Origin of the sequence: Chryseobacterium lathyri (genome assembly GCF_019970085.1) — a bacterium.
GTDB lineage: Bacteria > Bacteroidota > Bacteroidia > Flavobacteriales > Weeksellaceae > Chryseobacterium > Chryseobacterium lathyri.
This window is the reverse complement of sequence record NZ_JAHXYG010000001.1, coordinates 712,367-726,485: the sequence shown is the minus strand read 5'-3', so window position 1 is coordinate 726,485 and position 14,119 is coordinate 712,367. Positions and strand designations below refer to the sequence as shown.

Here is a 14,119-nt window from a genome sequence, read left to right as displayed (position 1 = left end):
TTATTGACTGAAAATATTAACTATTGCTGTCGCGGGTACAAAATTATTGACAACCCACGTAGCCCCCTCATCATAACCTACTCAATATTACGCATGAGTAGTAAAACTCATACACAAAGAGATTATGGAGGAATCAGAATAATTTCAAACTGTCAGCTTCATATGAAAACAAAAAAGGAGAAAACTTAATTTCTCCTTTTTTATATTTTGACTTATTCTATATTAATCTTTCATTTTGGCGATCACATCCAGACCTCCTTTTGTAATGTCTCCTATCTTGCAGATGATTTCGGTATCCAAGGGCAGGAAAACATCCATTCTTGAGCCGAATTTAATGAAACCGAACTCATGTCCTGCTTTGGCCTGATCTCCCTCATTACAGTAGAAAACAATCCTTCTTGCCACATATCCCGCGATCTGTCTGAATACTACCTGATGATTGGTTGCTGTTTCTACAGCTACCGTAGTTCTTTCATTCTCTGTAGATGACTTTTCGTGCCATGCCACAAGATATTTTCCGGGATGGTATTTCTTATAGATCACTTTTCCGGAAACCGGATATCGGCAGATATGAACATTCAGCGGTGACATGAAAATGGAAACCTGAATGGCTTTTCCTTTAATAAATTCAGTCTCATCCACTTCTTTGATCATAACCACTTTTCCGTCTACCGGAGCAATCACATTTTCTCTATGCTCAAGTATATTACGGTCTGGAACTCTGAAAAACCAAAATACCAAACTATAAACCACCAATAATGGCATAATGATCAGCAAAGACCATATTTTAAGAAAATAAATAGCCAATATACTTATGATGATAAACAGTATCGTTGCTACGGTAATCGTTCCTTTTGATTCCTTATGTAATTTCATTAAATAAATTTTTCTAAAATAAAGTACAAATATACGACAGGAACGCAGATTAAAAAACTGTCCAGTCTGTCCAGTACACCTCCATGCCCCGGAATGATGTTTCCACTGTCTTTTACCCCGAAATTTCTTTTAAGCTGGCTTTCTACCAGGTCACCCAACGGAGCGAATGCAGCAACCAGGAATCCTACCACCATCCAGTTTCCGCGAAGTTCCGGTTGGTAATGCTCTACAAAGTAAGATAAAACCAGCGTCAGGATAACTCCTCCGGCATATCCTTCCCAGGTCTTTTTGGGGGAGATTTTAGGGGCCATTTTATGTTTCCCGAAAAACTTTCCGGTAAGGTAAGCAAAAGTATCACTGCTCCAGATCAGGATAAACAGGAAAAGGACCTCAAGTGAGAACGTTCCTTCAAAGCTGGAAAACTTGGGCAGACCTAATGCAAAGCTGAAAGGCAATGCCACATAGATTACCGTAAATATCAGCTTTCCGCTGTCATAATATAATTCATTGGAATATTTGAATAATGTAACTACCGCAATAGCAATCAGGGAAATAGCCAGTATTTCGTTCAGTCTGAAATCGAAAAAGAAATCATGCTTGAAATATCTTTTGGAAAAAATATAATAAATAAAAATGACCAGCGGAAGTACAATCCATTTTTCATAGCCTTTCCCAAACTTCATGATCTTAACACATTCCCAGGTACCTACCAGCAGCAAAAGACTTATCAGACCGTAATACAGGTATTCCTGTCTGATAAGATCCGGATGGATCTTGTTGATCAGCTGGGCACCCAGCGGTGTTGTGCAAAGAATGATAACGGCAACGTAAACAAGTCCGGAAATGGTTCTTTGAATAAGGTTTTTGTCCAAAATGTAAAATTTATAAGTTGATGCTTAATCTTCAAGCAGCAATAAAAACAGTTTTGTATTCGTATTGGAAGAAGTATCTAAGCTTGACTGACCTCCACTGATGGAAGTAAGGTTCTTGATATTCCCATTTCTTTTTATTTTTCCCATCGCATCATTAAGGTTGTTCACAATTTGTGATACATTGGCCATGATAATGATTTTACCCGGAAGTCTTGAAGAGTGGTAATGCAGGATATTGTTGTGCGAAAGCATGATCCTGCCGTCATAGGCAATAAGATATTCGCAGGTAATGAAAGCAGCATCGTTGCTATGCTCCATTTCAGAAGTATAGGGTATTTTCACTACGTTCAAGAAGTTTTGAAGCTCCTTGTCCCAGCAGAAAACATTACTGATTCCTTCTATTTTCACAATCTGGTTTAAAGTCTGTAGAGCTTCCGCTTCATCTGCACAGTAATTAAAAAAACCTCCTGAATGCGTAAATAATTGCGCAAACTTATAGTCAAGATCCGCATTTTTCAGCGAATCCCCGAGCTTTTCCAGACTCTGTTTTTCTTCTTCCTCAGGCTGGTTGGTAAGTTTGCTTACAATCCTCTTGAATAAATTCAACTTAATCTATTTTTAGTCAACTTTATACAAAAATAGAAAATTAATTACAATAGATTCTAAAAATAGTCCTTAAATATGAAAAAACCTGACAATTCTAAGAATGTCAGGTTTATTTGAATATATTTTGGAAGTATTTTAAAGCTGAGTCGGGCTTTCCGGAGCCTGAATTTCACTTTCTTCTTCTTTATCTTGGATAATGATTTGCTCATCGGGTTGTTTCACAGTAGAAATCGTGCTGGTAACAGGTCTTTCTGTTAACTCAGGATCCCATGCTCTTTTACCGAATATATCTTCAAGATCTTCGCGGAAGATCACTTCTTTTTCCAAAAGTTTATTTGCCAAAGCATCAAGCTTATCTTTATTCTCAGTAAGAATTCTTACCGCTCTTTCATATTGAGTTTCGATGATCGATTTGATCTCTGCATCAATTTTCGTAGCCGTCTCTTCGGAATAAGGTTTACCGAAAGAATATTCAGACTGGCCTGAGCTGTCATAGTAGGAAATATTCCCAATATTAGGGCTTAGACCGTAAACAGTAACCATAGCCTGCGTTCTTTTCGTTACTGATTCCAAATCAGATAATGCTCCTGTAGAAATATTATTGAAAATAACCTGCTCTGCTGCTCTGCCTCCTAATGTTGCACACAATTCGTCCAGCATTTGCTCAGTAGTGGTCAGCTGCCTTTCTTCCGGAAGATACCAGGCTGCACCTAAGGAACGTCCTCTCGGAACAATTGTTACTTTTAAAAGTGGTGCTGCATGTTCTACCAGCCAGGAGATCGTAGCATGACCTGCTTCATGATAAGCAACTCTTCTTTTTTCAGAAGGTTTGATCGCCATATTCTTTTTCTCAAGACCTCCGATGATTCTGTCTACAGCATCAAGGAAATCCTGTTTTGTAACAGAAGTATGACTGTTTCTTGCTGCAATTAATGCTGCTTCGTTACATACATTCGCAATATCCGCTCCACTGAATCCAGGGGTTTGTTTTGCTAGGAAATCTCTGTCAACGGTGTCATCCAGCTTGATTTTTTTCAAGTGAACATCAAATATCTCTCTTCTTTCGTGCAATTCCGGAAGGTCTACATAGATCGAACGGTCAAAACGTCCGGCTCTCATCAGGGCTTTATCAAGGATATCCGCTCTGTTGGTTGCAGCCATTACAATAACGTTAACGTCTGTTCCGAAACCGTCCATTTCTGTAAGAAGCTGGTTCAGGGTGTTTTCTCTTTCGTCGTTTCCGCCTGAGAAATTATTTTTCCCTCTTGCGCGTCCGATAGCGTCGATCTCATCGATAAAGATGATAGCCGGGGATTTAGCTTTTGCCTGGGCAAAAAGGTCTCTAACTCTTGAAGCTCCTACTCCTACGAACATTTCTACGAAATCTGAACCTGAAAGGGAGAAGAACGGTACTTTGGCCTCGCCTGCAACAGCTTTTGCCAATAATGTTTTCCCGGTCCCCGGAGGGCCTACAAGTAGAACTCCTTTAGGAATCTTACCTCCCAGTTTTGTATATTTTTCAGAATTTTTCAAGAAGTCTACTACTTCCTGTACTTCTTCTTTAGCGCCTTCAAGACCTGCAACATCTTTAAATGTCACCTGGATTCTTTCTTTTTCGTCAAAAAGTTTCGCTTTAGATTTTCCTATTGAGAAGATCTGTCCGCCAGGACCTCCGCCTCCACCCATCTTTCTGAAAAGAAGGAAGTAGAAAAGACCTAAGATCGCTATCCATATCAATGCTGAAACCAGGATATCCATGAATGGATTTTTGCCTGCTCCGTAATCTTTTGTGGTTTTGATGTTAGCGTCTGCAGCTTTTATCTGATCAAATTTCTGAAGGAAAAGCTGAAGATCTCCATATTTTACGGAAAAATCTGCTTTTGGAGCCATATCGAATGCAGAAAGAGGATTGCTTTGGTTGGCCGTTTTACTGACCATTGCTGTCTTTGCTGCTTTTGTCAGGAAAACATCAGCTTTCTCTGTGTCTTTGTATATGATAACGTTTTGGACCTTTCCTGCCTGCATTTCCCTAAAGAAAGCATCCTCATCAATAGATTTTGCACTGTCGCCTCCTAAAAAATTGGAACCGAAAAATAACAAAAGAGCCACGATTGCAATTGGAAAAAACCAGTTGAATCCTTTATTGTTCATTTATACTTTTTAAAATTTAAAATTCATATTCTATTTTGGTAATTGCTGCATCTCCCCAAAGTTCTTCAATATCGTAATATTCACGTACTTCTTTCTGGAAAATATGCACTACCACTGTTACATAATCTACCAAAACCCACATTGAGTTTTCGGTACCCTCTACATGCCAAGGTCTATCTTTAAGATCGTTTCTTACTTTTTTCTCTACACTTCCTGCCAATGCAGAAACCTGAGTATTGGAGTTTCCGCTACAAATTATAAAAGTTTCCGCTACAGAATTTTCAATTTTTGAAAGATCAAAAATCATTATATCTTCTCCTTTTACGTCCTGGATGGCTTCAACAATTTTATCTATTAGTGCCTGCTTTTCTGCTGTTTTATTCATTAAAATATCTATAATCTGCAAATTTATTGTTTTTCTTTTACTTTAGCCTTATTTTTAGCCCTTTAAAGTCTTAAAGTTTTCTTAAATGGGTCAATTATTTTATTTAAAAGAGTGTTCTTCTACTAATGACGAAATATCCCGGTTTTTACTTTACGGAAATTCAGATTTTATCGCTTTATATACATTCAACCAAACTAAAGGCCGCGGACAATATGGAAATACCTGGGCGGCGGCGGCCGGAAAAAATGTTGCGTATACGCTGGCTGTTAAGGCTCAGAGCGTTCTGCTCTCAGATTTTATATTCAATTACTATACCGCAGTGGTTATCCGGGATTTCCTTGCCAATTTGACTGATAATGATGTAAAGATAAAGTGGCCGAATGATATTATCCTTAAAAATAAAAAAATCGTCGGAATTTTAATTGAAAAGAAAAAAATTAATCAAAATAATTATTTTATCATTGGGGCAGGCTTCAATGTTCTGCAGGATCATTTTGAGGAAATATCGCAGGCAGGATCACTTCTGACGCAGACCGGACAGGCTTACGACCTTGATGATTTTGCTTTAAATCTTCACGAATATCTATCAGAAAAACTGAAAAATATTCCTTCGGAACAGGAAATCATTGATCAATTCAACCGGAATTTATTCCGTAAAGATGAGATCTCAGTTTTCGAAATAGAAAAAGAGAGACAAAATGGCATCATCAGGAATGCTGACGAAAAGGGAGAGCTCTGGATAGAGCTTGAAAGAGATGGCTTAAAGGCCTTCTATCATAAAGAAATCAAGCTTCTTTACTGATTGGCTCTTTTCAGATACAGGTATAGTGTAAGTGGGAAGAAAACCATATTAGGCAGCCACATGGCAACAGCAGGCGACAGGCTTTTGTTCTCTGAAACCACTTTTAATGCTTCAAATGAGAAAACAAAAACAAACGCAAGGGAAATCCCTATGGCAAGGTTAACTCCGAGACCTCCTCTTTTTTTCTGGGATGCCAGCGAAAGCGCCAGAAACGTCAAAATAATAATGGAAACAGGCATTGAAGTTCTCTGATGGAACTCATTAAGATAAGAATTCAGGTTGCTGTTTCCTTTTTCTTTTTCCCTGTCAATGAATTTTATAAGCTCCGGAGTAGTTTTATTCTGTCCCAGAAGCTCGTTCGGGAAAAGCTCTTCCGGGGAATGCCCGTAGCTTTTCTTTATTTCAGCACCACTGCCCAGTTTTTCAGAGTTATCTTTATTGATGGTCTTTTCCAGATAGTTGGTAAGCGTAAATTGTTTTTTAGCCTTATCCCAATATACTTCCGATGCCTTAAGCTCGTAAGTCATCTTTCTGGTTTTATCAAATTTCTGATACACAAAACCTGAACCTCTCGTTTCTCTTTTGTTCCAGGAATTCACGAAAATGTATTCCATTTTGCTTAATTGTGCAGAGGCAGGACCCGTCCCCAGGATCTTTTCTTTATTCGCCGCATTATAGGTATAGGCCTCAAGTTGATTTTTCTTGATATTAGCCCATGGAAGCACCATATGATTCACCAGAAGTGATATTAGCGCAATGAAAAGTGAGGTATACAGGTAAGGCTTTGCGAATCTGTGGAAACTGGCTCCACTGCTGATGACTGCAACAATTTCAGTATTATTTGCCATTCTGGATGTGAAATAAATCACGGAAATAAACACCAGAATAGAAAGAAATGTTACTATCAGGTTAATGATCCAGAATGGATAGAAATTGATCAGGAAGTACATTAGATCCAGCTTAGGGTCCAATGCTTTTGCATTTTCTATCCTCGGAATCTTCTGCTGTACATCGATTACCAATACAACTATAGACAGCAATATCAGCATGAAACTGAATGTTCCAAGGTATTTCTTAATGATATATCTGTCTATAATTTTGATCATATTCTTCTCTGTTTAAAGTCTTTGTCTAAGAACTGGCACTACAGATTTTTTCCATTCATAGAAATCACCTGCCACAATATGCTCTCTCGCTACTTTCACAAGATCCAGATAAAATGCCAGATTATGTACTGAGGCAATTTGTTTTGCAAGATATTCTTTTGACACAAATAAATGACGCAGATATGCTTTTGAATATTCTCTGTCTACATAACTTGTTCCAAACTCGTCGAGAGGAGAAAAGTCACGCTTCCATTTTTCATTTTTAAGATTCATTACGCCCTGCCATGTGAAAAGCATTGCATTTCTGGCATTTCTGGTAGGCATTACACAGTCCATCATATCGATACCTAAACCAATGGACTCAAGGATATTCCATGGAGTTCCTACTCCCATAAGATACCTTGGTTTGTCTTTAGGAAGAATATCCGTCACTTCGTCTGTAATTCTGTACATTTCCTCTTCCGGCTCCCCTACAGACAGCCCGCCAATAGCATTTCCTTCCGCTCCTGCTTCGGAAATAACTTCTGCCGATATTTTTCTAAGATCTGAATAGGTAGATCCCTGAACAATCGGGAAAAGCCTTTGCTTATGACCGTAAATCTCTTTATTTTGCTCGGTCCATTCAATACATCTTTTCAGCCAACGGTGTGTAAGCTCCATAGATGTTTTGGCCTGATTGTATTCGCACGGATAAGGCGTACATTCATCAAAAGCCATGAAAATATCTGCCCCGATCTGTCTTTGGATTTCCATAGACTTTTCCGGGGTAAACATATGATAACTTCCGTCGATATGAGATTTGAACTTCACGCCTTCTTCAGACATTTTTCTGCTTTTGGAAAGCGAAAATACCTGAAAACCTCCTGAATCAGTAAGGATCGGCAGATCCCAGTTCATGAATTTGTGCAGTCCTCCTGCTTCCTGCATAATATCCATTGTTGGACGAAGGTACAGGTGATAGGTATTACCCAGAATAATCTGGGCTTTAATGTCTTCTTTTAATTCTCTCTGATGAACTGTTTTCACACTTGCAACAGTTCCTACAGGCATAAAGATAGGCGTCTGGATCTTGCCGTGATCTGTAGTGATCTCTCCTGCTCTCGCTTTTCCTTCAGAGGTTTTTTCTATATTAAAAAATTTCATTCGTATATTCTTTTAATTCGCCGCTATTAACGGTTCTGCTTTGGTGGCAGAAAACGTTTCCGCATCATAATTACCTGTTTAAAACGGGCGCATTTCCACTGTTTTTCAGCTTATCTTGTATATATTTATCCGCTTTGGGGTCTTTTTTTAATACTATTTTTTGTGCGTCTTCCGCAATATTTTTCATTTTGTCTTTAACGACATAATATTTAAAGCTTTCTACAAAATCCTCAGATTTTATCTTGTGGGTTTTAAGGATAAACCTTGTTCCTGCTTCTAAATTTTTGTTTTGATAGATAATGACTGCCTGATCCGTAATAGCAAGATCAGCCAGGATTTCAGCCATCTTTTCAGGCTCGATCAGGTTCTTAGGCTTGTCGATATAGTCGCCACATGAGAACATGCACAGGGTAACGAAAATGAAGACCAGTTTTTTCATAATCTGTTGATTATTGATTTCCATTTTAAATTTAAAACTCCAAATACAGCTTCATGAATAATGCCGCCGTTCATTTTACTTTCTCCTAAAATTCTGTTTGTAAATATAATAGGAACTTCTACAATTTTAAAACCTTTTTTAAAAGCTCTGAACTTCATTTCAATCTGGAAGCCGTATCCTTTAAGCTTCACATTATTCAAGCCAATCTCTTCGAGAACTTTCCTGGAAAAACAGACAAAGCCTGCGGTTGTATCATGAATGGGGAGCCCCAAAATAAACCTTACGTATTTGGAAGCAAAATAGGAAAGCAGAACCCGTCCCATTGGCCAGTTCACTACATTGACTCCTTTGGAGTAGCGTGATCCTATTGCCATGTCTGCATTCAGACAGGCTTCGAAAAGTTTGGGCAGATCATTTGGATTATGTGAAAAATCGGCATCCATTTCAAAAATATAATCATATTTGTTTTCGATAGCCCATTTAAATCCGTGGATATATGCCTTCCCCAAACCGTCTTTTACATGCCTTACCGACATATGGAGATGGTGTGGGAATTTTTTTTGCAGGTCTCTAACTATTTCTGCTGTTCCGTCCGGAGAAGAGTCATCCACCACCAGAATATGAAAGTCATCTTCCAATGCAAAAACCGCGGAAATAATATTTTCTATATTTTCCTTTTCGTTATAGGTAGGGATGATGACGAGTTTTTTCATTTCAGTTTGCAAAGATAGTTTATTTAACCTTTTTATTTTATACAAAATAATCTATAATTTTGCAAAAAATATTCTTTTGCTGTTATCACAAAACTTTATAAACCACGTAAGAATACCTGAGAACAATGACTGGGTAATCTTTATATTAATAGGATGCATATTTCTGTATGTTTTCATGATGAATATCATCGAAAGAGATGCCAGCCTGAAAGACTTTCTGCTCCAGAAATATTTTGATGCCAGCAATAACCTTCCGAGCTGGATCATTACTTCCTGCGTAACGGCACTTACACTATCTGCTTTAGTTTCACAGTATATTCCCATCGTTCCGAAATACATTAATGATCTGCAGTTTTTCGGGTATCAGCTTAATAAATTTGGATATACACTGCTTGCGGTCATATTTTTTTATGCCTCGAAATCTGCGTTGGGCTTTTTATTCTACCAAAGCATAGGTGACGGCAGAAAATGGACTATTTTTTATTTTACCTCCACAAAATTCTACTTTATCCTTTCATTTTTGTTAATAATCCTGTGTGTAACCCATTATTATTTCCCGATAGACAGAAATAAAATATTTTCGTATTACTTCTACTTCTTTGCGTTTGTTGCTGTTTTCAAGATTTTCTTCTATTTGTTTCACAAAAACAATATACTTCCCGAAAAATGGTATTATAAATTTTTGTATATTTGCACCCTCCAAATCGCACCTTTATTGTTGCTTTGGAAGTTGTTATTTTTTTAATAAAAGTCAATGATGAGAATAAAGTCTATATTGGTTTCTCAACCAGCGCCTAGTGAGTCTTCTCCATATCTGGATATAGCAAAGAAGGAAAAAATAAAGATTGATTTCCGTCCTTTCATCCACGTCGAAGGAGTTGACAACAAAGAACTAAGAACTCAGAAGATAGATCTGACGCAGTTTACTGGGATTATTTTCACCAGCAAAAATGCGATAGACCATTACTTCAGACTTGCCGAAGAATTGCGTTTTGCGGTTCCGGATACGATGAGATATATCTGCCAGTCTGAGGCGATTGCCAACTATCTTCAGAAACATATTGTTTATAGAAAGAGAAAAATTAGTTTTGGGGAGAAAAACTTCTCGGATCTTCTGCCTCTGTTTAAGAAATTCCCTGCTGAAAAATACCTTCTGCCGTCTTCAGATGTATTAAGCCCGGATATCGTAAAAACGATGGAAACAGCCAATGTGGACTGGACAAGAGCAATCATGTACAGAACGGTATGCAGCGACCTTACGGGTATCAATGCTAAAGATTATGATATGCTGATCTTTTTCAGCCCACAGGGAATCAAATCTCTTCAGCAGAATTTCCCGGATTTCAAGCAGGAAGAAACAAAGATCGGTGTTTTCGGAAACACTACTTTAGCAGCAGCGGAAGACGCAGGCTTAAAGGTAGATCTTATGGCTCCTACAAAGGAAACCCCATCTATGACAATGGCACTTGAAAAGTATATTAAAGCTCTTCATAAGTAGACTTTAATACTCAATATAAACAGCCGTCTTTTCAATACAGGAAAGATGGCTTTTTTTTAACTAAATTTGAACAAGAATTAATATTGAATGAAATGTCCTATAAATTATTCTCAAATTATGAAAATCTATAGCACATTACACCAGGCCAAATAAATTTAAAATATTTAAATGAAAGCTCCACAGGCAAAAAAAATAGAGAAAATACTAGAAATACACGGCGACAGAAGAATTGACAATTACTTTTGGCTTAATGAAAGGGAAAATCCGGAAGTGATACAATATCTTGAAGAGGAAAATGCCTATGAAGAGTTTATGATGAAAGACACCGAGGCCTTTCAGGAAGAGCTTTTTGAAGAAATGAAGGCTCGCTACAAAAAAGATGATGAATCTCTCCCCTATTTCTTTAACGGATACTGGTACATTGTACGCTATGAAGAAGGAAAAGAATATCCTATCTTCTGCAGAAAGCATAAAAGTCTGGATAATGAAGAGGAAATTATTGTTGATGTTAATATTTTAGCAGAAGGCGAAACCTATTTTGAAGTGGGAAGCATTGCAGTTTCCCCGAATAATGAATTGGTTTCTTTTTCATCGGATAACGTAAGCCGCAGGATTTATACCATTAGCTTTAAAAATCTTGTAACAGGTGAAGTCTTCTCTGACCAGATTTTGAACACAACAGGAAAAGCAGTTTGGGCCAATGATAATGAGCATGTATTTTACATCAGAAAAGATGAAAGTTTACGGGCTTTCCAGGTGTACAGACATAAGCTGGGCACTGATGCTGCGGAAGATGTTTTGATTTTTCATGAAAAGGATGATACTTTTGATGTGAATGTCTTCAAGACAAAATCCATGGAGTATATTTTCATTGCCAGCTCCAGCACAATTTCCGACGAGCATAGGTTCATTCCTTCTGACAATGTTTTTGCAGAATGGAAAATCATCCAGCCCAGAATTGATGATCTGGAATATTCGGTAGAGCATTTTGAAGATGAATTTTATATCATCACCAATGCAGATGATGCAATCAATTTTAAAATCGTAAAGACCAAAATTGACAACTGTGGAATGGAAAACTGGGTAGATGTTATTCCACATCGTGCTGAAGTTCTGCTGGAAGGTTTTGAAATTTTCAGGGATTATCTGGTCCTTGAAGAAAGAGAAGAAGGGCTTCTCCAGATTAAAATCATCGATGAAAAAACCCAGGAATCTTATTATCTTCCTTTTTCCGACCCAACATATACGGCCTATATCGGGATCAACATGGAGTTTGACACTGAGGTTCTCCGTTATGGCTATACGTCACTGACGCAGCCAAGCTCAACCTATGAGTATAATATGAAGGAGAAAACGACTCAGCTCCTGAAACAGCAGGAAGTTCTTGGTGGCAAATTTGTTCCTGAAAATTATATTTCAGAAAGAATCTGGGCAGAATCGAGGGATGGAGAAACAAGAATCCCGATCTCATTGGTTTATCATAAAGACACCAAAAAATCTGCAGACATACCTTTACTGTTATACGGTTATGGCAGTTATGGACATACTGTAGATGCAAGTTTTTCTAATGTAAGGCTTTCCATTTTAGACAGAGGATTTATTTACGCCATTGCTCATATCCGCGGTGGTGAATATCTAGGCAGAGAATGGTATGAAGACGGTAAAATGCTTTTCAAGAAAAATACATTCTTCGATTTTATTGATGCCGGAAAGCATTTAATTAAGGAAAATTATACATCATCAAACCACATGTATGCAATGGGCGGAAGCGCAGGCGGACTTCTGGTAGGAGCCGTTGTGAATTACGAGCCTAAGCTTTTTAACGGAATTGTAGCACAGGTTCCATTTGTAGATGTGGTGACAACAATGCTGGATGAAACTATTCCATTGACAACCGGAGAATATGATGAATGGGGAAATCCTAATGACAAGGAATACTATGAGTACATGAAGGAATATTCGCCTTACGATAATGTTGAAGCGAAAGACTACCCACATATATTGATTACAACAGGCCTTCACGATTCTCAGGTCCAATACTGGGAACCTGCAAAATGGACTGCAAAACTGAGAGAATTGAAAACAGATGATCATCTTTTATTATTCAAAACTGATATGAGCTCAGGTCACGGCGGAGCCAGCGGAAGGTTTGAATCGTTGAAGGAAGACGCTCTGGAATATGCATTCTTGCTGAAAATAGATAAAAAATAATTTTAATCTTTTCTTCAGCTTTAAAAACAAAATCATGTTATTATTAATATTTCTTGCAATAGCCATTGTGTATTATTTAATACAAAAGGATAAAATCCGAAAGGCAGAGAAGCGGGAAATTTTTAAAGAAAAACAAGAAAAAAAACTGCAGCAGCTTCTTGAAAAAGCAAGAGAAGAAGATGCAGAAGCTAAAGAAAAAAAATGACGAATACTATGAACGAATCTGAATATTGGCAAAAAATAGAACAGTTTTTTATAGACAATTTTGATACTGAGAAAAATCCTCCGATTGAAACACTTTTATTTCTGATCGGACTGCAGGAATTAGGAAGCGGCCAGCAGAAATACACCAAAGAAGACAAAGTAAACCTGATTCATATTGCAGTGTGCAGATTGCTGGAACCTTTCGGTTACTATAAGTTTACTCATTATGAAGATGGATGGCCACAGTATGACAAGCTGGAAGAGCTTCCGGAACTAAAGCCAAACGAACAGTCTCTTTTGATGAAAAAAGCAATTATACAATATTTTCAGGAAGAGGAGCTGATTTGATGTACTGATGGTAATTTGCCAATCAGGCAATAAATGATGAATGCTACAATGCATATATAAATAAAAAAAAGACGGGTTTAGCCCGTCTTTTTTTATAAAGCCAAAGATAAACATATTCCGGCCTTTAAAAATTTTCATATTATTTGAGAATTTCTTCCAGCTGCGCCAGTCCCATTTTAAAACCTTCTTCAAAACCCATTTCCAGCTGTTGCTTCATAGCTTCAGAAGCTGGAAAATAAATATTGATGGTCACTTTTGTACCTTCTTCTACTCCTGTAAATCCAAGCAGCCATTTTGCCTGTGCAAAATCTTCATTAATGTTTCCTTTTTCGTCACAGAAAGCATCTACACCATCAAAATTTCTATGCTCTGTGATTTCACCATATGCCATCTGACCATACATTTTTTCACCTTCAGGTCCTACCATGGCATAGTGCCAGACTCCACCTTCTTTAAAATCCTGTTTTACAGTTTCACATTTCCAGGGCTTCGGTGCCCACCATTGATCCAATAATTCGGATTTGGTAAAATAGTCCCACACTTTTGAAACGTCAGCGTCATATATTTTCATGACATATACACTGTTTGAATCAAAATCTTTGTTAAAAATGATATTAGATTCCATAAGTAATTATTTTTGTTAAAGCTACTCCTTTATCCATTTACAGGACTTTTCATATGACAAGTTATTGTAAATTCATAAATAATTGTTAAAAAACTCCCTTTTAAGAGAAATTAAACAATTTTTTGGCTCGTTTTTTGTTT

General features: G+C 37.5%; 16 protein-coding genes. 6 read left to right on the top strand and 10 right to left on the bottom strand.

Annotated elements, in window-relative coordinates; all coding sequences use genetic code 11:
* Positions 1-222: 222 nt before the first annotated feature.
* The 5 genes from LC418_RS03345 to rsfS all read right to left on the bottom strand — a co-directional run bounded on the left by LC418_RS03345 (position 223) and on the right by rsfS (position 4,890).
* A complete protein-coding gene (locus tag LC418_RS03345) occupies positions 223-876 on the bottom strand; it encodes a phosphatidylserine decarboxylase family protein (RefSeq protein ID WP_111958816.1) in 654 nt (217 codons plus the stop codon).
* The gene (locus tag LC418_RS03340) at positions 876-1,748 is read right to left on the bottom strand and encodes a phosphatidate cytidylyltransferase (RefSeq protein WP_223558099.1); all 873 of its coding nucleotides are present in this window, start codon (positions 1,746-1,748) and stop codon (positions 876-878) included. The genes LC418_RS03345 and LC418_RS03340 overlap by 1 nt, the downstream gene beginning before the upstream one ends.
* Positions 1,749-1,772: 24 nt before the next feature.
* Positions 1,773-2,354, bottom strand: coding sequence for an LUD domain-containing protein (locus LC418_RS03335; protein ID WP_185116555.1), 582 nt, complete (start codon positions 2,352-2,354; stop codon positions 1,773-1,775).
* Between the two features lie 135 nt (positions 2,355-2,489).
* Positions 2,490-4,505: an ATP-dependent zinc metalloprotease FtsH gene (ftsH, locus tag LC418_RS03330; RefSeq protein ID WP_223558098.1), complete on the bottom strand. Its 2,016-nt coding sequence runs from the start codon at positions 4,503-4,505 to the stop codon at positions 2,490-2,492.
* 16 nt (positions 4,506-4,521) lie between these two features.
* The gene (gene rsfS / locus LC418_RS03325) at positions 4,522-4,890 is read right to left on the bottom strand and encodes a ribosome silencing factor (RefSeq protein WP_111958808.1); all 369 of its coding nucleotides are present in this window, start codon (positions 4,888-4,890) and stop codon (positions 4,522-4,524) included.
* Positions 4,891-4,975: 85 nt separating this feature from the next.
* Here rsfS and LC418_RS03320 point away from each other — a divergent pair, with 85 nt between their 5' ends.
* The gene (locus LC418_RS03320; protein ID WP_223558097.1) at positions 4,976-5,692 is read left to right on the top strand and encodes a biotin--[acetyl-CoA-carboxylase] ligase; all 717 of its coding nucleotides are present in this window, start codon (positions 4,976-4,978) and stop codon (positions 5,690-5,692) included.
* Here LC418_RS03320 and LC418_RS03315 read toward each other — a convergent pair.
* From LC418_RS03315 to LC418_RS03300, 4 genes are all read right to left on the bottom strand, one after another.
* Complete coding sequence (locus LC418_RS03315) at positions 5,686-6,795, bottom strand: LptF/LptG family permease (protein ID WP_223558344.1); 1,110 nt, start codon at positions 6,793-6,795, stop codon at positions 5,686-5,688. The two genes, LC418_RS03320 and LC418_RS03315, sit on opposite strands and share 7 nt — an antisense overlap.
* Positions 6,796-6,810: 15 nt before the next feature.
* Entirely contained in the window at positions 6,811-7,941 is a 1,131-nt protein-coding gene (gene tgt, locus LC418_RS03310; protein ID WP_111958804.1) for a tRNA guanosine(34) transglycosylase Tgt, read from the bottom strand.
* Positions 7,942-8,011: 70 nt separating this feature from the next.
* Positions 8,012-8,380 carry a DUF4296 domain-containing protein gene (locus tag LC418_RS03305; protein WP_111959031.1) on the bottom strand — a complete coding sequence of 123 codons (369 nt, stop codon included), beginning with the start codon at positions 8,378-8,380 and terminating at the stop codon, positions 8,012-8,014.
* Complete coding sequence (locus tag LC418_RS03300) at positions 8,377-9,093, bottom strand: polyprenol monophosphomannose synthase (protein WP_111958802.1); 717 nt, start codon at positions 9,091-9,093, stop codon at positions 8,377-8,379. Before LC418_RS03300 ends, LC418_RS03305 begins: the two co-directional genes overlap by 4 nt.
* A gap of 76 nt (positions 9,094-9,169) precedes the next feature.
* Between LC418_RS03300 and LC418_RS03295 the strand changes: the two genes are divergently transcribed.
* The 5 genes from LC418_RS03295 (at position 9,170) to LC418_RS03275 (ending at position 13,354) form a co-directional block, all read left to right on the top strand.
* Positions 9,170-9,838, top strand: a complete 669-nt coding sequence (locus LC418_RS03295) for a DUF4271 domain-containing protein (RefSeq protein WP_223558096.1) — start codon at positions 9,170-9,172, stop codon at positions 9,836-9,838.
* A 12-nt stretch (positions 9,839-9,850) separates the two neighbouring features.
* Positions 9,851-10,591, top strand: coding sequence for a uroporphyrinogen-III synthase (locus LC418_RS03290; RefSeq protein ID WP_223558343.1), 741 nt, complete (start codon positions 9,851-9,853; stop codon positions 10,589-10,591).
* A gap of 168 nt (positions 10,592-10,759) precedes the next feature.
* Positions 10,760-12,802: a S9 family peptidase gene (locus LC418_RS03285; protein ID WP_223558095.1), complete on the top strand. Its 2,043-nt coding sequence runs from the start codon at positions 10,760-10,762 to the stop codon at positions 12,800-12,802.
* Positions 12,803-12,836: 34 nt separating this feature from the next.
* The gene (locus LC418_RS03280) at positions 12,837-13,007 is read left to right on the top strand and encodes a hypothetical protein (protein ID WP_223558094.1); all 171 of its coding nucleotides are present in this window, start codon (positions 12,837-12,839) and stop codon (positions 13,005-13,007) included.
* Between the two features lie 8 nt (positions 13,008-13,015).
* Positions 13,016-13,354 (top strand): hypothetical protein, encoded by a 339-nt coding sequence (locus LC418_RS03275; protein WP_111959025.1) that lies wholly within the window; start codon positions 13,016-13,018, stop codon positions 13,352-13,354.
* Between the two features lie 139 nt (positions 13,355-13,493).
* Here the strand turns inward: LC418_RS03275 and LC418_RS03270 are convergent, their stop codons facing one another.
* Positions 13,494-13,979, bottom strand: a complete 486-nt coding sequence (locus tag LC418_RS03270; protein WP_223558093.1) for an SRPBCC family protein — start codon at positions 13,977-13,979, stop codon at positions 13,494-13,496.
* Positions 13,980-14,119 lie beyond the last annotated feature (140 nt).

Bases quoted from the DNA above. Each gene is read 5' to 3' on its own strand.
- LC418_RS03345 (WP_111958816.1), bottom strand. From the start codon at position 876: ATGAAATTACATAAGGAATCAAAAGGAACGATTACCGTAGCAACGATA.
- ftsH (WP_223558098.1), bottom strand. From the start codon at position 4,505: ATGAACAATAAAGGATTCAACTGGTTTTTTCCAATTGCAATCGTGGCT.
- rsfS (WP_111958808.1), bottom strand. From the start codon at position 4,890: ATGAATAAAACAGCAGAAAAGCAGGCACTAATAGATAAAATTGTTGAA.
- LC418_RS03320 (WP_223558097.1), top strand. From the start codon at position 4,976: ATGGGTCAATTATTTTATTTAAAAGAGTGTTCTTCTACTAATGACGAA.
- tgt (WP_111958804.1), bottom strand. From the start codon at position 7,941: ATGAAATTTTTTAATATAGAAAAAACCTCTGAAGGAAAAGCGAGAGCA.
- LC418_RS03305 (WP_111959031.1), bottom strand. From the start codon at position 8,380: ATGAAAAAACTGGTCTTCATTTTCGTTACCCTGTGCATGTTCTCATGT.
- LC418_RS03300 (WP_111958802.1), bottom strand. From the start codon at position 9,093: ATGAAAAAACTCGTCATCATCCCTACCTATAACGAAAAGGAAAATATA.
- LC418_RS03290 (WP_223558343.1), top strand. From the start codon at position 9,851: ATGAGAATAAAGTCTATATTGGTTTCTCAACCAGCGCCTAGTGAGTCT.
- LC418_RS03285 (WP_223558095.1), top strand. From the start codon at position 10,760: ATGAAAGCTCCACAGGCAAAAAAAATAGAGAAAATACTAGAAATACAC.
- LC418_RS03280 (WP_223558094.1), top strand. From the start codon at position 12,837: ATGTTATTATTAATATTTCTTGCAATAGCCATTGTGTATTATTTAATA.
- LC418_RS03275 (WP_111959025.1), top strand. From the start codon at position 13,016: ATGAACGAATCTGAATATTGGCAAAAAATAGAACAGTTTTTTATAGAC.
- LC418_RS03270 (WP_223558093.1), bottom strand. From the start codon at position 13,979: ATGGAATCTAATATCATTTTTAACAAAGATTTTGATTCAAACAGTGTA.